This window comes from Cognatundibacterium aquatile, from assembly GCF_014699135.1.
Classification (GTDB): domain Bacteria; phylum Pseudomonadota; class Gammaproteobacteria; order Burkholderiales; family Burkholderiaceae_D; genus Undibacterium; species Undibacterium aquatile.
The window spans coordinates 203,333-223,081 of the sequence record NZ_JACOFT010000002.1 but is presented as its reverse complement, the minus strand read 5'-3'; the positions used below and the strand labels follow the sequence as shown (position 1 = coordinate 223,081).

Genomic DNA, 19,749 nt, shown 5'->3' with positions numbered 1-19,749 from the left:
TGAAGCTCCTTACTGTGATTGAGTTTGCGATGGATATTGATGCTGATACGCCGTGAAATACAGCAATGGAATGATCACGAGGGTCAGCAATGTTGAAACAAAAATACCGAAGATCAGAGAGATCGCGAGCCCGTTAAAAATGGGATCATCAAGAATAAAAAATGCCCCCATCATGGCTGCCAAACCAGTCAGCGCAATCGGTTGAGCCCGGGTAATTGCAGAACTCACCACCGCCTCTTTAAACGTCATTCCCGCCGCCACCTGAACATGAATAAAATCAACCAGCAGGATGGAATTGCGCACGATGATGCCAGCTAAAGCGATCATGCCTATCATGCTGGTCGCCGTATATTGCGCACCAAGCAGCGCATGTCCTGGCATGACGCCGATGATGGTGAGTGGAATCGGCGCCATGATAATCAGCGGTGTCAGATAAGAGCCGAATTGCGCGACCACCAATAGGTAAATCAGCACCAGTCCGACAGCATAGGCTGCGCCCATGTCACGGAAAGTCTCATAAGTCACCTGCCATTCACCATCCCACTTCAGGCTGAAGCCGCGATAAGTGTCTGCTGGTGTACTGATAAAGTACTCGTCTATCGCAGCACCGCCTGGTGTCTGCACTTTAGCAATGTCAGAACGCATCGCGAACATGCCGTACAGCGGGCTATCGATGGCACCGGCCATGTCGCCAGTCACATAATTCACGGCTGCCCCATCTTTATGATAGATCGGCTGCTCTCTTACCGTATCGGAGATCGTCACCAGTTCGCGCACCGGAACAATATTGCCTTGCGCATTTTTCACGCCTAACGAGAGCAACTGATCAATATTGCCCTGATCACTGACAGGTAAACGCAGATTGACTGATGCAGGATATTTACTTTCATCGTGAAGATAGCTTGCTGCGTCACCAGCGAGACCAGCACGCAGCGTGGTCACGATCGTCATTTGCGAAACACCGAGCTGTGACGCCTTGCGTTTGTCGATCAGAATGATTTTTCGCGGGGCGTCAACGATACTCGTGTCATCAACATCGACCACTCCTTTCGTCTTTTCAAAGATAGTACGAACAGACTTCGCGACTTGCCTGCGCCCCTCGTCACTGGGGCCGTAAATCTCAGCAACAATTGGTGCCAGCACGGGTGGGCCCGGTGGTACTTCAATTATTTTCACGTTCGCAGAATAACGCTTGCCAATTTCCTGCAACGCCGGTCTGACGCGGGTTGCGATGACATGACTTTTTTCAGTACGATGATGTTTATCGGCGAGGTTAACCTGAATATCACCAAGCTCACTGGCTGCACGTAAATAGTATTGGCGCACCAGCCCATTAAAATTAATCGGTGCAGCCGTACCCGCATAGGCTTGATAATCAGTGACTTCCGGCACAGTTTGTAAATAAGCCCCAAGCTCATGCAATACAGCCGCCGTTTTTTCAACGGGTGTGCCCGCCGGCATATCCACGACAATCTGAAATTCGGATTTATTATCGAAAGGCAGCATCTTTAATTGCACGAAACCCAGTACCGGTAACAAGACGGAAAGAGCAATCAGAATCGCAACGCCAAGACCTAATTTACGTCGGTTACTTGCGCCGTTTTTTTCCTCAAGAAACGGCCTGAAGGCTTTACTGAATAGTGGTGCCAGTTTTGTCGCAATACCGTCACCACCGTGATACCCCTCTTTCATCCACAATCTTGCCAACCAGGGCGTGACGACAAAGGCAATCGCCAAAGACAACAACATCCCCATACTCGCATTGATCGGTATCGGACTCATGTAAGGGCCCATCAAGCCAGTAACAAAGGCCATCGGCAACAACGCAGCAATCACGGTCAGCGTCGCCAGAATGGTCGGCCCGCCCACTTCATCGACTGCCCCTGGAATGATTTCCTGCAAAGTCTTTCCGGGGAATAAGGCCTGATGGCGGTGTATGTTCTCAACGACCACGATCGCATCGTCCACCAGTATCCCGATAGAGAAAATCAGGGCAAACAGAGATACCCTGTTCAGAGTAAATCCCCATGCCCACGAGGCGAACAAGGTGACCGTCAGCGTCAGAATGACCGCCGTACCGACGATCGCCGCCTCGCGACGTCCCAGAGCAAGAAAGACCAGCGCAACGACAGATGCGGTGGCAAACAATAATTTTTGAATTAATTTTTTTGCTTTATCGTCTGCGGTCTGCCCATAATTCCGCGTAGTCGTCATTTCAACGTCCGCAGGGATAACGGTATTACGCAAGATTTCGGCTCGCGCAATCACGGCAGTCGCAACATCGACCGCATTTTGGCCTGGCTTTTTTGTGATCGCAATTGTGACGGCCGGATATTCAGCGGCATCCTTACCGGCAACGCCGTGCCATACAAATTTTGCAGCAGGTAAAGCCCCGTCTTCAATTTTGGCGACATCTTGTAAATACACAGGCTTGCCAGCCTTTACGCCGACCACCAGTTCACCAACGCTCTTTGCATCGCGCAGAAATTCTCCGGCATCCACTTGAATCGACCGACTACCTGCAACCAGTTCACCACCCGGCATACCGGAATTGGCCGACTGTAAACTGTTCCGCAAATCGGCGACTGTCAAACCGTTGGCAGAGAGTTTTGCAGGGCCCAGTTCTACATTGATCGCCCGCCCGGGTCCGCCTATGCTCATGACTTCTCGCGTTCCTTTAACCCGCTTTAAATCCGCCTCAATACTATGTGCGACGCGTTCGATATCAAACGCGCCGGTTTGCAGATTTTTGCTCCACAGGGTCAGGGAAACGATAGGAACATCGTCAATACCTTTGGGCTTTATCAATGGCTCAGATGTCCCCAGATTGACAGGCAACCAATCCCGGTTGCTGTGCACCGTGTTATACAAGCGCACTAAAGCATCTGTACGCGGAACGCCGACCTCAAACTGAACAGTCATAATCGCCAGACCAGGGCGCGATACCGATGTCACATGCTCGACATTTTCGATCTGACTCAACACTTGTTCTGCCGGGATAGCCACCATCTGCTCGACGTCTTTAACTGACGCGCCTGGAAAAGGAATCAGTACATTCGCCATCGTCACATTGATTTGCGGCTCTTCTTCCCGCGGTGTCACCATTACGGCGAACAAACCCAGCAGAAATGCCACTAAAGCCAGCAACGGCGTGATCTGCGCGGTCTGAAAAAAAGCCGCGATGCGCCCGGATATTCCCAAGATTTTATTCATCTGAAATCTCCTTAGCGGGAGGTTGCAATACGCGCTGCAGCAAGCGGATCTGCTGCGACTTGTTCACCTGCCGACACGCCGCTGAGTATCTCTTGCTCGGTTCCTGTCACCGGACCTAACTTTACCTGCCGTAGTATGGGCTTTCCTTGCGCATTGACGACATAGACAGCGCTCAGCTCAGCACGACGAAACAAGGACTTCAACGGAACATATAAGCGATTCGCATCACTGTTCACAGGCTTGCTTTTCAGGCTGACGCGGGCAAACATCCCCGGACTTAAGCCCGATATTTTTTGCGGCAATTCCAGCCTGACCTGTACCGTGTGCGTTGCCGCATCCACCATCGGCAAAACAGTGACTTTGTTTGCAGGAATCAAACGCTGAGAAGCAGGCATGCCGGGAATTTCTACAATAATTTTTTGTTCAGCAGCAATCTCTGCAACACGTTCCTGGGGAACGGTTGCGGTCACGCGCATCGCAACGGGGTCAAAAACTGTCATCAACAAACGACCGGGCATTGCCATATCCCCCAACATCACGGGAACATCAGAAACAACACCCGCATACGGCGCGGCCAACACATAAAATCCAGACTGCGTTTGTAAAGCGCCCGCTTGGGCGATCTGAGCATTGGCCTGCGCACTGGCGGTCTGAAATTGAGATTCGGCGCGATCTAACTGAGCCTGACTAATGTAATTTTTAGCAAAGAGTTGTTTTTGCCGTTCATAGTCTTTTTGAGCAACAACTAAACTGGCGCGCACCGCATCTACTTGCGCCCGGCTCGCCTTCGCCTCCTGGTTCGCGGCTCTTGCATCCATGCGGACGAGCACTTGCCCCGCTTTCACGGTATCGCCAGCTTTGACAGGAAGATCAATAATTGCACCGGAGATTTGCGCAGCAATACCAGTTTGCCTGACGGCCTCCACCACACCATCGGCGACAAAACTGACTGCGTCATTCGTTGAGCGTACAGGCACTGCCGTGAGATTCCCAGCGACTACCAGAACCGATGCAGTCATACCTGTCAGAGCAAGCAAAAGGGAAGCATAAATCCATGATTTTCCCGTCATGATTCAATTTCCTCATTCAAAATAATATTAGTAATTGCATTAAGCACGAATTGATCATATACTTATTTGCACAGTTACGCAAATACAGTTTTAAATATTTGCCATTTATTTAAAATGAGCATGGTGATGAGCAATAATGAAAAAATATGCTCCTTGTTGAAGGGCTTACCGGATCAGGCGTTAACGCAAATTGCTCAGTATTTTTCTGTGCTCGCAGAACCAACTCGCCTACGAATACTGAATGCGTTGAGAGCGAGTGAAAAAAATGTAGGAGAACTGGCAATCATTTGCTCTTGTTCTCAGGCGAATGTGTCCCGCCATCTTTCAAACTTAGCAAATCATGGAATTATTACAAGAGAAAGCCGTAAAACTTCTGTGTACTACAAGATCGCAGATCCTTCCATCTACGCGCTATGTGATCTGGTGTGCCATAACGTCGCTTCCCAGTTGACAGAGCAAGCTGCGGCGCTGTCAGGTAAGTCAAATTGACCTAAGCTGTTTTAAATAGATCAATGTATAGCAAAAACTATTTAATTGTTCATTCGCGATAGTTGAAATAGTTCTATAGTGTTTCTGATTTTTCTAAAAAACAAATAAGGAGTAAATCATGTTGAAAATAAACGTAGGATCCGCAGACCGGGTAGTCAGAATTCTTATTGGCGCACTTTTATTAGGTGCGCACTTTGCCGGGTATATCGGTGCATGGGGATGGCTGGGCGTTGTTCCGCTGCTGACAGGCATTTTCCGTGTTTGCCCAGCGTACTTGCCATTTGGCATCAGTACCTGCAAAACAAAGTAATTGCGTTGATGATGTGATATCAGGCCATTACAAGATTTCGATAGACCATCACTACCCTTGCGGCAGTTGTAGTGATACGAAGATTCGTCATGTATGGCCTGCTTTTATCCAGAATAATGCATCCAGACTTGATGAAATAAGCCTGGCATGTTGACACCACTAATCATTCTTAAAAGAAAAAGTATATGAAAACAGCACATGACCTCGTTGCCGCAGCAAAATCTCAGATACAGGAAATATCCATCGCCGATGCTGAACATGCAATAAAAGAAGCTGATATTCTGCTCGATGTCCGCGAGCCGGATGAATACGCAGCCGGTCATTTGCAAGGTGCAGTTAATATTCCGCGCGGCTTACTTGAGTTTAAACTGAGCGGCAGCCCTGAGCTGTCGGCACGCAATCTGAATATTGTTGTCTATTGCAAAACCAGCGGACGCGCGGCTTTAGCAGCAAGCACTTTACATGAGATGGGCTACTTACAAGTAAAATCGATTGCCGGTGGGTTTGATGCCTGGATACAGTCAGGCAAAAGCATTGTTTCCCCTGCACTGCCAACATTTGAGTAACGATTTTCCGCCGAAGAAAATATATGAACGAAGCGATCATAGATTCCTTTTTTGATGCAGCGACGAGTACGGTCACGCATATCATCACAGATCCACTGACAAAAAAAGCAGCAATCGTCGACAGTGTTTTAGATTTTGATGCTAAATCAGGACGAACTTCTACCCTTAACGCAGATAAATTGATTCAGTATGCGAAAGCAGCGGGGTTGACTGTTGACTGGCTGCTTGAAACACATGCGCATGCGGACCACTTATCGGCAGCACCCTATCTGAAAAAGAAACTCGGTGGGAAAATCGCCATCGGCGCTCACATTTGCGATGTTCAGCGTGTTTTCAAAAAGATATTCAATGCTGAGGACATCAGTGCGCAAGGAAAGGAATTCGATCATCTGTTTCACGACGGCGAGGAATTTCAGATCGGAGAATTAACCGTGCGCGTCATACACACGCCGGGGCACACCCCAGCTTGTGTGACGTACCTGACTGGGAAAGATGCTTTTATCGGCGACACATTATTTATGCCAGACTATGGCACTGCCCGTTGCGATTTTCCCGGTGGAAATGCGGCAATACTTTATCAGTCAATACAAAAGATTTTTCAACTTCCGGACGATACCCGTCTGCATCTTTGCCACGACTATCCACCGGAAAACCGCTCTCCAATGTGGGTAACGACCGTAGAGGCAGAGCGTAAAAACAATATTCATGTTCACGATGGCGTTTCACAGCTCACGTTTATCACTATGCGTGAAGCACGTGATAAAACCTTGGATATGCCCAACCTGATTTTGCCTTCAGTGCAGGTAAATATACGTGCCGGAAAATTTCCGCCCGTTGAAAGTAACGACGTCAGCTATCTGAAGTTACCAATCAACGCGTTGTAAAACGCAACAACATCAACTATGGACTTGAGTTTTATCACCATCATTCTGGGCACCGTCGTCGGTTTTGTTTTGGCGCTGACCGGTGCCGGTGGTGGCATGCTCTCTATTCCACTGCTTGTTTACGGCCTCCATTTATCAGTACAACAAGCAGCACCTGTCGGTTTAATGGCCGTTGGCTTTGCGGCTGCTCTCGGCAGCATCACTGGTTTGCGCAAGGGCATAGTCCGCTACCGTGCTGCAGTGTTAATGGGTATTTCCGGCATGCTGGCGGCCCCAGTCGGCGTTTTTTCAGCACAGCGAATACCTAATCAACCGCTGTTGATTCTCTTTGCATGTATTTTATTGCTGATTTCTTTCCGATCATTCCGCAGTAAACAACTCTCACGCAATGAACAAGATGTCGCATGCAGTTTAAACGCGGACAATCAACGTTTTCACTGGACCATGCGTTGCGCAAGAGCGATCGCGGGAACCGGTTTTATTTCTGGATATTTGAGTGGCTTAGTCGGGGTCGGTGGTGGATTTATCATCATTCCGTCACTGATACGGCACTCTCATCTCGATATACGCAGTATTCAGGCAACCTCATTGGCAGTGATCACACTGGTCTCCATCAGCGGCGTATCTTCGGCCGCACTTCATGGCAGTCTGCCGTGGGCAGTTGCATTGCCATTTACGATCGGCAGCACATTTGGTTTATTGGGGGGACTGCAAATCGCCAAACGCCTCAATCAGGCAACAATACAACTGCTATTTGCATGGCTTGTACTATTCGTTGCAGTGAGTATGCTGCTCAAAGGCAGCGGACTGGTGCTCTGAAGAACTGACGATCTGTGATTGGAGATCTTCGTTTATCATCGTCTATATACTCTACTGATGAAGTAGCAGCACGATCATCAAATATATTACGAATTCCGAAGCGAGCTTTCACAAATGAAGATTGCTTCCACCGGCAATCAAACGGAAGCTTATACAAGTGAAAGAATTACCAAAGCGAATGGAAAATATGCGGGAGTTGTGGCCTGCCCAGCAGGAATCGAACCTGCGACCCCGAGCTTAGAAGGCTCGTGCTCTATCCAACTGAGCTATGGACAGCCTTACTTATGTCTTCATCAGAAGAGATAAAAACTGAAGGCTGAATACTACATGGTATCAGCCACAGTTTCAAGAATGCCTGCACAACTAAAAACAAAATTCATTCAGATTTTATCGACACAAGCAGCTAAGCGGCGTGCGCAAGTCGTGGCCAATTCATTGTCGTCAGCCTCCACCATGACACGTATAACTGGCTCAGTACCGGAAGCTCGAATCAATACACGCCCGCGCCCTGCCAACTCTGCTTCTACTTTTATTTTTTCCTGAACCAATGCTGAATTTTTTTGCCAGTCGAATCCGGGACTGACACGCACATTCAACAATACCTGTGGAAATAATTTGAGTTTATCAAAACATTGGTCCAGATTTTTTCCGGTGCGACGCAATGCTGATAACACCTGCAATGCAGACACAATACCGTCGCCTGTTGAATGTTTATCCAGGCACAATAAATGTCCGGACCCTTCACCACCAAGTATCCAGCCGCGTTCGCGCATTTGCTCAAGCACATAGCGATCTCCGACCTTTGCTCTGGTGAAACCGACCCCCAGCTCTTTGAAGGCAATCTCCACCGCCATGTTAGTCATTAATGTGCCGACAGCACCAGCGACAGAGCCAACTGCCAGCCTGTCCAATACCATTAAATACAATAACTGATCACCATCGTAAATTACTCCATGTCTATCCACCATGACCAGGCGATCCGCGTCACCATCCAGAGCAATCCCCAGATCAGCATGATTTGCTCTGACAGCAATAGCCAGCGCCTCAGGCGCGGTCGCGCCCACTTTATCATTGATATTCAAACCATTCGGCGCATTACCAATAGCGAGAACTTCCGCCCCTAATTCGTGGAATACATGGGGTGCAATATCATACGCAGCGCCATGGGCGCAATCTACAACGATCTTCAATCCGCGCAAATCAAGTTCTGATGGAAACGTACTTTTACAAAACTCAATATAACGGCCATTCGCATCGCGTAAGCGTCGTGCCTTACCAAGATATTCAGAACTGACACTTTGCATTGGCTTCTCAAGCTCGGCTTCAATCGCAAATTCAACATCGTCGGGCAACTTGTTTCCCTCGGCAGAGAAAAACTTAATTCCATTATCGTCAAAAGGATTGTGTGACGCCGAGATAACCACCCCTGCCGACAAACGCAAAGCCCTTGTCAGATAAGCGATCGCTGGTGTAGGCATAGGACCAGAAAGCATGACATCCACACCTGCAGCAGCAAATCCAGCTTCGAGAGACGCCTCCAGCATATATCCCGAAATACGCGTATCTTTGCCGATCAAAACCGTCGGTCGTGACTCAGAACCACTTTGAGCAAGTACTTTACCCGCAGCGTATCCAAGACGCATAACAAAATCAGGTGTAATCGGTGCGACACCGACTTTGCCACGAATGCCATCCGTACCAAAAAATTTTCTAGTCATTTTATTTATTTTATTTGCGGGAGTTACTTAAAAATATCCAGGCAGAATATCTGACATGCTTTTTATTTAATTACCTAATACCTGCCACACATTAAAAGCATCAACTGTTTCCTGAACGTCATGAACACGGATAATTTTTGCACCACGATCTGCGGCAGCGATTGCAGCGGCAAGACTACCAGCCAGGCGGCGCTCAACTGGTCTTCCGGTAATTTCTCCGATCACCGTTTTACGTGAGATGCCAACCAACATAGGTAAACCCAGCTTGGTCTGTATTTCGTCAATACTCCGGAACAATGTACTGTTATGTTCCAGCGTTTTACCAAAACCAAAACCCGGATCAATACAAATATTTTCTGGCTTTATTCCAGCACTCAATAATGCATCGACGCGATGCCGTAAAAAACCTTCTACGTCCGTGACTACATCATGATAATCAGGGCGACTTTGCATATTGGCCGGCAAATTCTGCATGTGCATCACGCATAAGCCTGCATCCGTACCTGCAACTACGTTAATAGCATCGTGTGAATTAAAGCCCTTGATGTCATTGATCATGTCTGCACCGGCAAGCAATGCTTCACGCATCACTTCAGGTTTATACGTATCGATAGATAAGGGCTTACCACAATCGCGTAATGCAAAAATGGCGGGCATTACTCTGCTTAACTCTTCATCCAAAGACAGAGGAGCCGAACCCGGACGGGTTGATTCGCCTCCGATATCAATGATATCAACGCCATCATTGATCATCTGTTCCGCACGAGAAAGCGCACCGTCTAAAGATAAATAGCGTCCACCATCAGAAAACGAGTCGGGAGTGATATTTAATATTCCCATCACCAACGGCTTTACTTTATTACCCTGAAGCGGAAAACGATAACGTCCGCACTGAAAAAATTTGTTCATAAAAATAAAGGCGAGGATTTCTCCTCACCTTTTTAATTGGATAGCCTTAAAACTCAATAGGTCAGGCAGGTGCCGCCGCGTTAGGAGAAACACCTCCTGATGTATTATCCGAAGACGAACGACCAGCAGACTGACCGATCTTAGGTGGGCGCGGCTCAAGACCATTCATGATGTCATTCACCTGATCAGCATCAATCGTTTCCCAGTCCAGCAAAGCTTTGGTCATCATTTCGACCTTTTCTCTGTTTTCCTCTAACAATTTACGCGCCAGAGCATATTGTGTATCAAGAATAGAACGAATTTCAGCATCTACTTTTTGCTGGGTAGCTTCGGAAATAGTTTTAGAAGAGCCTCCGAAATAACCTTCTTGCTGACTGTCTTCATATACCATCACACCCATGCTGTCAGACATACCAAAACGTGTCACCATGGAACGAGCCAGCTTAGTCGCACGTGAAAAATCGTTGGAAGCCCCAGTCGACATCTGGCCGACAAAAATCTCCTCAGCAATACGACCACCGAACAAAATAGAGATTTCTTCCAGCATCTTATCTTTATAGCCGCTGATCTGATCATGTTCTGGTAACTGCCAGGTCAAACCCAATGCAAACCCGCGCGGCATAATCGTTACTTTATGGACAGGATCGGCTTTCGGCATGAGCTTAGCAACAACTGCATGTCCAGATTCATGATAGGCGGTGTTCCGACGTTCATCTTCACGCATCACCATAGACTTACGCTCTGGCCCCATGAAAATCTTATCTTTAGCGTCTTCAAAGTCGATCATTTCAACCAGACGCTTGTTCCGGCGCGCAGCAAACAACGCCGCTTCATTGACCAGATTTGCAAGATCAGCGCCGGACATACCTGGGGTACCACGTGCAAGGATATCTGCCTTTACATCACTACTGATAGGCACCTTACGCATGTGAACATTCAAAATTTGTTCGCGACCACGAATATCCGGCAAGCCAACAGAAACCTGACGATCAAAGCGACCCGGACGCAATAAAGCCTTGTCGAGTACGTCAGCGCGGTTGGTTGCAGCAATCACAATCACACCGGAATTTGCCTCAAAACCGTCCATCTCAACGAGCATCTGGTTCAGGGTTTGTTCACGCTCATCATTACCACCGCCCATGCCAGCACCGCGATGACGACCAACAGCATCAATTTCATCAATAAAGATAATGCAAGGCGCATGTTTCTTCGCATTTTCAAACATATCGCGAACACGTGACGCACCTACACCGACAAACATTTCGACGAAATCAGAACCAGAAATGGTAAAGAATGGCACCTTAGCTTCGCCAGCAATCGCGCGAGCTAATAAGGTCTTACCAGTACCTGGAGGTCCCACCATCAGAATGCCACGCGGAATACGTCCACCTAACTTCTGAAATTTTGTGGGATCGCGCAGGAAATCAACAACTTCAGTGACTTCTTCTTTAGCCTCATCACAGCCAGCAACATCACTGAACGTCACATTGTTATTTGTGTCGTCAAGCATACGTGCTTTTGACTTACCAAAGGAAAATGCCCCCCCCTTGCCGCCGCCCTGCATCTGACGCATGAAAAAAATCCATACACCAATCAATAAAAGCATAGGGAACCAGGAGATGAACACTTGCGAGAGGAAAGATTGCTCCTCTGGCGGTTTGTTATCAAATTTAATGCCATTATTGACCAGATCACCAACCAAACCGCGATCAAAAATCGTTAATTGGGATTTGATTTTCTTTCCATCTGTAGTGACAGCGGTGACTGTGCGATTAGCATCGTCAATTGTCGCCTCTTTAATATGCTTTGCTTTGACCTCTTCCAAAAACTCGGAATAAGGCACAGAAGCCATACCAGCACCGATACTTTTCCCCTCAAACTGCTTGAAAAGTGTGAAAAGCACTAAGGCGACTACTACCCATATAGCTGCTTTTGAAAACATATTATTCACGAGAACTCCTTGGACGCAACATACGCCATTTGACACTGTAATCAGTCATTCTACCCCCAATAGGTAGAGCTTGCTAGCCAGCATATGCTGGCGATATTGAGGATTATCAAGAGGAAAATACTCAATCAGGATGCTTTAAGCCTTTTCCCAACAAAAATATTTCGGAAGATTTATCTTTACTTGCCTTCGGTTTTTTATTCATGACAACCTTAAACTCGTCCTTGAATATATTCACAATATTATTGTAACTGGGTCCATGAAAACATTTGACCAGCAAAGAACCGCCGGGCTTCAGATGCGCCTTAGCGAAAGCGACCGCTAATTCGATGATGTACTCAACCCTGGCGGCATCCACAGTTGAATTACCAGATAAATTTGGCGCCATATCCGATAAAACCAAATCAACTTTCCTGCCAACCAACCTGCTCTCCAACTGATCCAGCACGTCATCCTCCCGGAAGTCGCCTTGTATGAACTGGACATCAGCGATAGGCTCCATCGGCAGCAGATCAAGCGCGAAGATTTCCCCATTAATGCCGCCACCATCTTTTCCGGCGAGTTTATTTCTCACATATTGCGACCAACTTCCCGGAGTCGCACCTAAGTCGACGACAACCTGGCCAGGACGAATCAGTTTTTCAGCCTCATCTATTTCTTTTAGCTTATAAACGGCACGCGCGCGATAGCCCTCTTTTTGTGCAAGTTTCACATAAGGATCATTAATATGATCGTGAACCCAATTTTGATTGAATTTATTCTTAGCCATTCGCGTAAAATACTGCTTTTAAAAGAAACTGTGTTTAGCCTGGCTGAGCCAGGCGATGTATTTATCGTGCACCAAAAATAAAATGCACAAGGAAAATTTATGTTAAAACTTACACCCGCCGAAAGAAGCGAACTCCGATCCGAAGCTCACGGACTAAAACCTATCGTCTTGATCGGCGACGCCGGACTGTCACCAGCAGTTCTGAAAGAAATTGATGCAGGACTGAATGCACATGGCTTAATCAAAGTACGCGTTTTCGGTGATGACCGCGAAGCACGTAGCGCAATGTACGATACGATTTGCACAGAACTGAATGCTGCACCTATCCAACACATAGGCAAGTTGCTGGTTATTTACCGCCCTAAATTAGAAGGCGTAAAAGAGACCAAGCTGGTTAAAAAGGGCAGAGGCTTACGTGAAGTAACTATCGTCAAACCTAGCCCAAGCGGCACAAAAAAACCAACGGTTTCAAAAGTAATGGTAAAGGGTAATGAGCGCGTCACCCAAGGTGGCAATGTTAAACGTGCAAAACCTCGTCAAGCCAGCGCGAAAAAATCAGCCTTAGGTAAATGATGGCACAGGGTGGATTATCTACCCTGCAGAGATAACCCGGTCATGCATGAGACCGGGTAAGACCATCAGATATAATTGACTTCTAAAATTTCGTACTCACGTACACCCGCTGGCGCCTGTACGCCAACGACATCACCAGAATACTTACCAATCAAAGCACGGGCTATCGGTGATGTAATTGATACTTTACTTAATTTAATATCGGCCTCATCTTCTCCGACGATCTGATAACTGACCTTCTGTTCTGTTTCAAGATCTTCCAGATGTACGGTCGCACCAAAGACGACGCGCCCCTCTGCATCCAAAGTAGACGGGTCAATAATTTGCGCTGATCCCAGCTTACCTTCCAACTCAGCAATCCTACCTTCAATAAAAGCCTGACGTTCTTTGGCAGCATCGTACTCGGCATTTTCAGACAAGTCCCCTTGCGCCCGCGCTTCCGCAATTGCGTTAATCACATCTGGGCGCTCTTTTGTCTTCAGGTTGTGTAACTCTTGCTTCAACAACTCTGCACCGAACTTGGTAATAGGTACTGTACTCATATCGTTCACACTTTTAAAAGTAAAAATACAGAGGCCACATCCGACATCACGTAAGCGATATCTTTTGTGACCTCTGTATCGAAGATGCAGTATTAGAACACAGAGCCCCAACACTGTAATTTTTATCAGTTTAAGGTCTTATGCAAACCTTGTAAATCATAAACATGCAATTCATTCAAATGATGCATCCCTTCGACTGCAGCTTCAGCGCCCGCAATCGTTGTGAACGTCGTCGCACGCGCAATCAGTGCTGAGGTACGAATCGCACGTGAATCAGTAATCGCATTCCGTTTTTCTTCAACTGTGTTAATGACCATCGCAATTTCATTGTTTTTGATCATATCAACAACGTGCGGCCGCCCTTCAACCACTTTATTGACGATGGAAACTGCAACACCCTCAGCAGCAATCGCAGCAGCAGTACCACGAGTGGCGACAACAGAGAAACCAAGCTCAACCAGGTCTTTTGCTACTTTTACTGCACGCGGCTTATCGCTATTTTTCACGCTGAGGAAAACCTTGCCTGAGGTAGGCAACTTAACACCGGCACCCAACTGGGATTTTACAAAAGCTTCACCAAATGTTTTACCAACACCCATGACTTCACCAGTCGACTTCATCTCTGGGCCAAGAATAGTATCAACACCCGGGAATTTCACGAATGGGAATACGGCCTCTTTAACACTGAAGTATGGCGGCACAACTTCAGCGCCGATGCCCTGCGAATCCAGAGACTGACCGACCATGCAACGCGCAGCGATTTTCGCCAGTTGCAAGCCTGTTGATTTAGATACGTAAGGCACAGTGCGGGAAGCACGTGGATTCACCTCAAGAACGAAAACAACATCCTTACCGTCTTGTTTTTGGATCGCAAACTGCACATTCATCAAACCAACGACATTCAAGCCCTTAGCCATCAGCGCAGTCTGACGCTTGAGTTCAGCAATGGTTTCTTGCGACAGAGAATATGGTGGCAATGAACATGCCGAGTCGCCGGAATGTACACCAGCCTGCTCGATATGTTCCATCACACCGCCAATGAATGTACGCTGACCATCAGATAAGCAATCGACGTCGACTTCGATCGCATCATTCAGGAAGCGATCCAGCAATACCGGAGAGTCGTGCGATACTTTTACGGCTTCACGCATGTAACGCTCAAGATCACGTTGTTCATGCACGATTTCCATCGCACGACCACCCAACACATACGATGGACGCACAACCAATGGGTAACCAATTTCCTGTGCCAGCGCCAGCGCATCAGCCTCAGTACGCGCAGTACGATTAGGCGGCTGACGCAAACCCAATTCCTGCAGCATTTTCTGGAAACGTTCGCGATCTTCAGCAGCGTCAATCATGTCAGGCGAGGTGCCGACGATAGGAACGCCATTCGCTTCCAAATCCAGTGCCAGCTTCAAAGGTGTCTGACCACCGTATTGCACGATCACGCCAACTGGCTTTTCTTTGTCGACGATTTCCAGTACGTCTTCCAGCGTCAACGGCTCAAAATACAGACGGTCAGACGTATCGTAGTCTGTCGAAACTGTTTCAGGATTGCAGTTGACCATGATGGTTTCATAGCCATCTTCGCGCATCGCAAATGCAGCGTGGACGCAGCAATAATCGAATTCGATACCCTGACCGATACGGTTAGGGCCACCGCCCAGCACCATGATTTTCTTCTTATCAGTCGGATTGGATTCGCACTCTTCTTCATAAGTCGAATACATGTAGGCGGTATTCGTGGCGAACTCACCGGCGCAAGTATCAACGCGCTTATACACTGGACGCACACCCAGAGCACGGCGTTTTTCACGAATCGCAGTATCGGTTGTTTTCAGCAGTTTTGCCAGGCGACGGTCAGAGAAACCTTTTTGCTTCAGTTGCAGCATCAGGGCTTTATCAACGCTGTCGAGTGACTGTTCGTCCAGCCATAATTCGATGTCGACGATATCCTTAATCTGCACCAGGAACCATGGGTCGATATGCGTCAGCTGATGCACCTCTTCCATAGTAAAACCCTGGGCAAAAGCATCACCAACATACCAGATACGGTCTGGACCTGGCTCACCAAGTTCTTTTTCAAGAGTCTCACGATCCTGGGTTTTTTCATTCATGCCATCGACGCCGACCTCCAAGCCGCGCAACGCTTTCTGAAACGATTCCTGGAAGGTGCGACCGATCGCCATCACTTCACCGACAGATTTCATCTGTGTCGTCAGGCGATTATCTGCCTGCGGGAATTTTTCAAATGCGAAACGTGGGATTTTGGTGACGACGTAATCAATCGAAGGCTCGAAAGAAGCTGGCGTAGCACCACCAGTAATTTCATTGCGCAATTCATCGAGCGTAAAACCAACTGCCAGCTTGGCAGCGATTTTCGCGATAGGGAAACCAGTTGCCTTGGATGCCAATGCAGATGAACGGGACACACGCGGATTCATCTCAATGACGATCATGCGACCATCAGCCGGATTAACCGAGAACTGCACGTTAGAACCACCAGTATCGACACCGATTTCACGCAACACCGCTAATGAGGCATTACGCATGATCTGGTATTCTTTATCGGTCAAAGTCTGTGCTGGCGCCACAGTAATGGAGTCGCCGGTATGCACACCCATAGGGTCCAGATTTTCGATGGAGCAGACGATGATGCAGTTGTCGGCCTTGTCGCGCACGACTTCCATCTCATACTCTTTCCAGCCTATCAGCGATTCCTCGATCAGCAATTCATTGGTAGGCGACGCCTCCAGACCGCGTTTGCAGATGGTCTCGAATTCTTCCGGATTGTAGGCGATGCCACCACCCGTACCACCCATAGTGAACGAAGGACGGATAATGACCGGAAAGCCGACATCCTTTTGTACTGTCCAGGCCTCATCCATCGAGTGTGCGACGCCGGAACGGGCAGAACCAAGACCAATTTTGGTCATCGCATTTTTGAATTTCAGTCGATCTTCCGCTTTATCGATCGCCTCAGGAGTTGCGCCGATCAGTTCGACTTTATACTTGTCGAGCACGCCGTTACGCCATAAGTCCAGCGCGCAATTCAGTGCGGTCTGACCACCCATGGTCGGCAGGATCGCATCCGGTTTTTCCTTAGCGATGATGCGCTCAACCACTTGCCAGGTAATAGGTTCGATGTAAGTCACATCGGCCATTTCCGGATCAGTCATGATGGTGGCTGGATTACTGTTAACCAGAATGACTTTATAACCCTCTTCGCGCAAAGCCTTGCAAGCCTGTGCACCGGAATAATCGAATTCGCAAGCCTGACCGATGATGATAGGGCCAGCGCCGATAATCAAAATACTTTTTATGTCGTTACGTTTTGGCATTTTTATTATTCTCCTGTCTTTGCCGTGGTCATCAATGTGATAAAGCGATCAAACAGGTACGCAATATCATGCGGTCCCGGAGACGCTTCAGGATGCCCCTGGAAGCAGAAAGCTGGTTTATCAGTACGCGCAAAGCCTTGCAGGGAGCCATCAAACAAAGACACGTGCGTAACACGGCAATTTGCTGGCAAAGAGGCGGCATCAACGGCAAAACCATGATTCTGTGACGTAATCAATACCTGTTTGGTATCCAGATCCTGCACCGGGTGGTTGGCACCATGATGGCCGAATTTCATTTTCAGTGTTTTTGCACCGGAGGCGAGCGCCATGATTTGATGACCCAGGCAAATACCAAAGGTCGGAATGCCCTTCTCGATCAACTCTTTGGCAGCAGCAATTGCATAATCGCAAGGCTCAGGGTCGCCAGGACCATTCGACAAAAACACGCCGTCAGGATTCAGCGCCAGCACGTCGGCAGCGCTGGATTGCGCGGGCAATACGGTAACCTTGCAACCGCGCTCGGCCAGCATACGCAGAATATTGCGCTTGACGCCAAAGTCTAAAGCAACCACATGAAACTTCGGATCTTTCAACTGGCCATAACCCTGACCCAGCACCCACTCTGCTTCAGTCCAATCATAAGCCTGCTTGGCAGAAACAACTTTCGCCAGATCCATGCCAGACAGACCTGGGAACGATTTCGCCAGCGCGATCGCTTTTTCAGCATCTGCTCCAACCAGAATCGCACCGCCCTGCGCACCTTTTTCACGCAAGATACGTGTCAGCTTGCGGGTATCAATACCGGCAATAGCAACGATTTTTTGAGACTGGAGATAAGCAGAGAGGGATTGTTCGGAACGGAAATTGGAAACCAATTGCGGTAAATCTTTAATAATCAGACCAGCGGCGTGGATTTTGTCTGATTCAACGTCTTCAGAATTAACACCGGTGTTACCAATATGCGGATACGTCAGGGTGACAATTTGAGAGCTGTAACTGGGATCGGTAAGAATTTCCTGATAGCCAGTCATGGAAGTGTTGAAAACAACTTCACCAAGAGTATGACCGGCAGCGCCAATAGAATATCCAGTGAAAATAGTTCCATCGGCAAGAGCAAGTATGGCGGTGTCCTGACCGGAACGAAGAAGGGACTGCGGAATGGGCAGCAAGGGCAACTCCTGTATTGTTACCGCCGCTGCGACGCCCCAAGTTGCGTTATCTCAGGCCGAACGATAAACGAGCGGCCTGTCAATAAGAATGGAGCGATGAGAATTTGGGTAGGCGCTACGGCGAGATTTCGAATTAGTTAAACCCTCGAATTATAGCTCAAAACCACCTCTCAGGCAAATCATAAACCCTTGCAAACCCCTGAATTCCCGTGTTTCAACTTACCCACTAAGCATCCATGAATAAAAACACGGGAAGATAAACACTTACAAACCTAAGGCGGCAATCCCTGCTTTGGCAATTTGCGCATCTTCTTGAGACTTCACGCCGGAAACACCAACAGCACCAACGCAATGGCCATCAACAAAAATAGGAACACCACCTTCAAGCATCCCCTCAATCAGCGGTGCGCTGAGGAACGAATAGCGTCCGTTATTGATCAGGTCTTCATAAATCTTAGACTCACGCTTACCTAATGCCGCCGTCGCTGCCTTGGCTGGAGCAATGTGCGCAGAAACCGGCGCCACGCCATCCAGTCGCTGCAGCCACATCAGATGCCCGCCATCGTCAACAATCGCGATCACCACCGCCCAGTTATTTGCTTTGGCTTCTGCCTCGGCTGCTGCCGCGATTTTTTTGACATCATCCAGCGTCAGAATAGGTTTGGTTTGCATAGTCAGCTCCGTATTTAGTAGAGCGGGGATTGTACGCGATGCCTAATTTCATTGGAGTAAAAAGTGTTTTTCAATTTTCACTTCTAAAAGGGGCAATCCATGAAATGACGCCCCAAAGGTTTACATTATTGAAGACTTCGCTTAAAGTTGACCAGTTTTCTTCAATAAGTGCCAAGATGCTAATAAACGTTTCCAGACTAAAAAGAAATGCCACATTAGTGCTCGTCGCAGCAGCATTGCAACTATCCGTCTGCCATCAGGCTCAGGCAAGCGACAATCCCTTCCCTGAATCCTCCACTGCGTTCAGCAAACTGCAAGAAATCAAACAACGTGCCTCTGATCTGACCATGAAAGCGATGGACTTCATGGGCATACGCTACAAACGTGGTGGCAGCACGCCGGAAAACGGTCTCGATTGCAGCGGCTTTGTACGCCTGGTATTCAAAGATGCCTTAGGTGCCAACCTGCCCCGTACCGCCGCAGAAATCAGTCGCGTTGGCGAAAATATCGATCAGAAAGATCTTCAGCCTGGTGATCTGGTGTTTTACAACACGCTGCGCCGCGGCTTTTCCCACGTCGGCATCTACCTCGGGGACAATAAATTTATACACTCCCCTTCCGCTGGTGGTCAGGTGCGGATTGAAAGCATGGATATTGCCTACTGGAAAAATCGTTTCAACGGCGCCCGCCGCATTAACGACAACGACACCAAGCAATAGTTAGCATTTCAACCCCCTGCATATACTTCCCCTGA

The 19,749-nt window shown here is 48.1% G+C and carries 17 protein-coding genes and 1 tRNA gene; 7 read left to right on the top strand and 11 right to left on the bottom strand.

What is annotated here, in order from left to right:
• Positions 1–9 precede the first annotated feature (9 nt).
• A complete protein-coding gene (locus H8K26_RS05395; RefSeq protein ID WP_190477915.1) occupies positions 10–3,213 on the bottom strand; it encodes an efflux RND transporter permease subunit in 3,204 nt (1,067 codons plus the stop codon).
• 11 nt (positions 3,214–3,224) lie between these two features.
• Entirely contained in the window at positions 3,225–4,283 is a 1,059-nt protein-coding gene (locus H8K26_RS05390; RefSeq protein WP_190477913.1) for an efflux RND transporter periplasmic adaptor subunit, read from the bottom strand.
• Between the two features lie 126 nt (positions 4,284–4,409).
• On the opposite strand from H8K26_RS05390, the gene H8K26_RS05385 reads away from it, so the two are divergent.
• From H8K26_RS05385 to H8K26_RS05365, 5 genes are all read left to right on the top strand, one after another.
• Complete coding sequence (locus H8K26_RS05385) at positions 4,410–4,772, top strand: ArsR/SmtB family transcription factor (RefSeq protein ID WP_223826863.1); 363 nt, start codon at positions 4,410–4,412, stop codon at positions 4,770–4,772.
• Positions 4,773–4,890: 118 nt separating this feature from the next.
• A complete protein-coding gene (locus H8K26_RS05380; protein WP_370527155.1) occupies positions 4,891–5,082 on the top strand; it encodes a YgaP family membrane protein in 192 nt (63 codons plus the stop codon).
• Positions 5,083–5,267: 185 nt separating this feature from the next.
• On the top strand, positions 5,268–5,648 hold the full coding sequence (locus tag H8K26_RS05375; RefSeq protein ID WP_186885441.1) for a rhodanese-like domain-containing protein: 381 nt from the start codon (positions 5,268–5,270) through the stop codon (positions 5,646–5,648).
• Positions 5,649–5,671: 23 nt separating this feature from the next.
• Positions 5,672–6,532, top strand: coding sequence for an MBL fold metallo-hydrolase (locus H8K26_RS05370; protein ID WP_190477911.1), 861 nt, complete (start codon positions 5,672–5,674; stop codon positions 6,530–6,532).
• An 18-nt stretch (positions 6,533–6,550) separates the two neighbouring features.
• The gene (locus H8K26_RS05365; RefSeq protein ID WP_190477909.1) at positions 6,551–7,351 is read left to right on the top strand and encodes a sulfite exporter TauE/SafE family protein; all 801 of its coding nucleotides are present in this window, start codon (positions 6,551–6,553) and stop codon (positions 7,349–7,351) included.
• Between the two features lie 199 nt (positions 7,352–7,550).
• Here H8K26_RS05365 and H8K26_RS05360 read toward each other — a convergent pair.
• The 5 genes from H8K26_RS05360 to H8K26_RS05340 all read right to left on the bottom strand — a co-directional run bounded on the left by H8K26_RS05360 (position 7,551) and on the right by H8K26_RS05340 (position 12,695).
• Positions 7,551–7,627: transfer RNA gene (locus H8K26_RS05360), tRNA-Arg, on the bottom strand.
• A gap of 104 nt (positions 7,628–7,731) precedes the next feature.
• Complete coding sequence (glmM, locus tag H8K26_RS05355; protein WP_190477908.1) at positions 7,732–9,069, bottom strand: phosphoglucosamine mutase; 1,338 nt, start codon at positions 9,067–9,069, stop codon at positions 7,732–7,734.
• A 66-nt stretch (positions 9,070–9,135) separates the two neighbouring features.
• Entirely contained in the window at positions 9,136–9,978 is an 843-nt protein-coding gene (folP, locus tag H8K26_RS05350; RefSeq protein WP_190477907.1) for a dihydropteroate synthase, read from the bottom strand.
• Between the two features lie 61 nt (positions 9,979–10,039).
• Positions 10,040–11,929, bottom strand: a complete 1,890-nt coding sequence (gene ftsH, locus H8K26_RS05345) for an ATP-dependent zinc metalloprotease FtsH (RefSeq protein ID WP_190477904.1) — start codon at positions 11,927–11,929, stop codon at positions 10,040–10,042.
• A gap of 121 nt (positions 11,930–12,050) precedes the next feature.
• Positions 12,051–12,695 (bottom strand): RlmE family RNA methyltransferase, encoded by a 645-nt coding sequence (locus H8K26_RS05340; protein ID WP_186885447.1) that lies wholly within the window; start codon positions 12,693–12,695, stop codon positions 12,051–12,053.
• A 99-nt stretch (positions 12,696–12,794) separates the two neighbouring features.
• On the opposite strand from H8K26_RS05340, the gene H8K26_RS05335 reads away from it, so the two are divergent.
• Positions 12,795–13,268: a YhbY family RNA-binding protein gene (locus H8K26_RS05335; RefSeq protein ID WP_186885448.1), complete on the top strand. Its 474-nt coding sequence runs from the start codon at positions 12,795–12,797 to the stop codon at positions 13,266–13,268.
• Positions 13,269–13,333: 65 nt separating this feature from the next.
• On the opposite strand, the gene greA is transcribed toward H8K26_RS05335, so the two are convergent.
• The 4 genes from greA to H8K26_RS05315 form a co-directional block, all read right to left on the bottom strand.
• Positions 13,334–13,810 (bottom strand): transcription elongation factor GreA, encoded by a 477-nt coding sequence (gene greA, locus H8K26_RS05330; RefSeq protein WP_186885449.1) that lies wholly within the window; start codon positions 13,808–13,810, stop codon positions 13,334–13,336.
• Between the two features lie 125 nt (positions 13,811–13,935).
• On the bottom strand, positions 13,936–17,154 hold the full coding sequence (gene carB / locus H8K26_RS05325) for a carbamoyl-phosphate synthase large subunit (protein WP_186897303.1): 3,219 nt from the start codon (positions 17,152–17,154) through the stop codon (positions 13,936–13,938).
• A gap of 5 nt (positions 17,155–17,159) precedes the next feature.
• Complete coding sequence (carA, locus tag H8K26_RS05320; protein ID WP_190478790.1) at positions 17,160–18,314, bottom strand: glutamine-hydrolyzing carbamoyl-phosphate synthase small subunit; 1,155 nt, start codon at positions 18,312–18,314, stop codon at positions 17,160–17,162.
• Between the two features lie 273 nt (positions 18,315–18,587).
• Positions 18,588–18,995, bottom strand: coding sequence for a heme-binding protein (locus H8K26_RS05315; RefSeq protein WP_186885451.1), 408 nt, complete (start codon positions 18,993–18,995; stop codon positions 18,588–18,590).
• Positions 18,996–19,171: 176 nt separating this feature from the next.
• Here H8K26_RS05315 and H8K26_RS05310 point away from each other — a divergent pair, with 176 nt between their 5' ends.
• Positions 19,172–19,714, top strand: coding sequence for a C40 family peptidase (locus H8K26_RS05310; RefSeq protein WP_186885452.1), 543 nt, complete (start codon positions 19,172–19,174; stop codon positions 19,712–19,714).
• Positions 19,715–19,749 lie beyond the last annotated feature (35 nt).

Excerpts from the sequence above, each read along its gene's own strand:
- H8K26_RS05365 (WP_190477909.1), top strand. The coding sequence starts at position 6,551 with ATGGACTTGAGTTTTATCACCATCATTCTGGGCACCGTCGTCGGTTTT.
- greA (WP_186885449.1), bottom strand. The coding sequence starts at position 13,810 with ATGAGTACAGTACCTATTACCAAGTTCGGTGCAGAGTTGTTGAAGCAA.
- H8K26_RS05380 (WP_370527155.1), top strand. The coding sequence starts at position 4,891 with ATGTTGAAAATAAACGTAGGATCCGCAGACCGGGTAGTCAGAATTCTT.
- H8K26_RS05335 (WP_186885448.1), top strand. The coding sequence starts at position 12,795 with ATGTTAAAACTTACACCCGCCGAAAGAAGCGAACTCCGATCCGAAGCT.
- H8K26_RS05395 (WP_190477915.1), bottom strand. The coding sequence starts at position 3,213 with ATGAATAAAATCTTGGGAATATCCGGGCGCATCGCGGCTTTTTTTCAG.
- H8K26_RS05390 (WP_190477913.1), bottom strand. The coding sequence starts at position 4,283 with ATGACGGGAAAATCATGGATTTATGCTTCCCTTTTGCTTGCTCTGACA.
- folP (WP_190477907.1), bottom strand. The coding sequence starts at position 9,978 with ATGAACAAATTTTTTCAGTGCGGACGTTATCGTTTTCCGCTTCAGGGT.
- H8K26_RS05310 (WP_186885452.1), top strand. The coding sequence starts at position 19,172 with ATGCTAATAAACGTTTCCAGACTAAAAAGAAATGCCACATTAGTGCTC.
- H8K26_RS05375 (WP_186885441.1), top strand. The coding sequence starts at position 5,268 with ATGAAAACAGCACATGACCTCGTTGCCGCAGCAAAATCTCAGATACAG.
- H8K26_RS05370 (WP_190477911.1), top strand. The coding sequence starts at position 5,672 with ATGAACGAAGCGATCATAGATTCCTTTTTTGATGCAGCGACGAGTACG.
- carB (WP_186897303.1), bottom strand. The coding sequence starts at position 17,154 with ATGCCAAAACGTAACGACATAAAAAGTATTTTGATTATCGGCGCTGGC.
- H8K26_RS05385 (WP_223826863.1), top strand. The coding sequence starts at position 4,410 with ATGAGCAATAATGAAAAAATATGCTCCTTGTTGAAGGGCTTACCGGAT.
- glmM (WP_190477908.1), bottom strand. The coding sequence starts at position 9,069 with ATGACTAGAAAATTTTTTGGTACGGATGGCATTCGTGGCAAAGTCGGT.
- H8K26_RS05315 (WP_186885451.1), bottom strand. The coding sequence starts at position 18,995 with ATGCAAACCAAACCTATTCTGACGCTGGATGATGTCAAAAAAATCGCG.
- H8K26_RS05340 (WP_186885447.1), bottom strand. The coding sequence starts at position 12,695 with ATGGCTAAGAATAAATTCAATCAAAATTGGGTTCACGATCATATTAAT.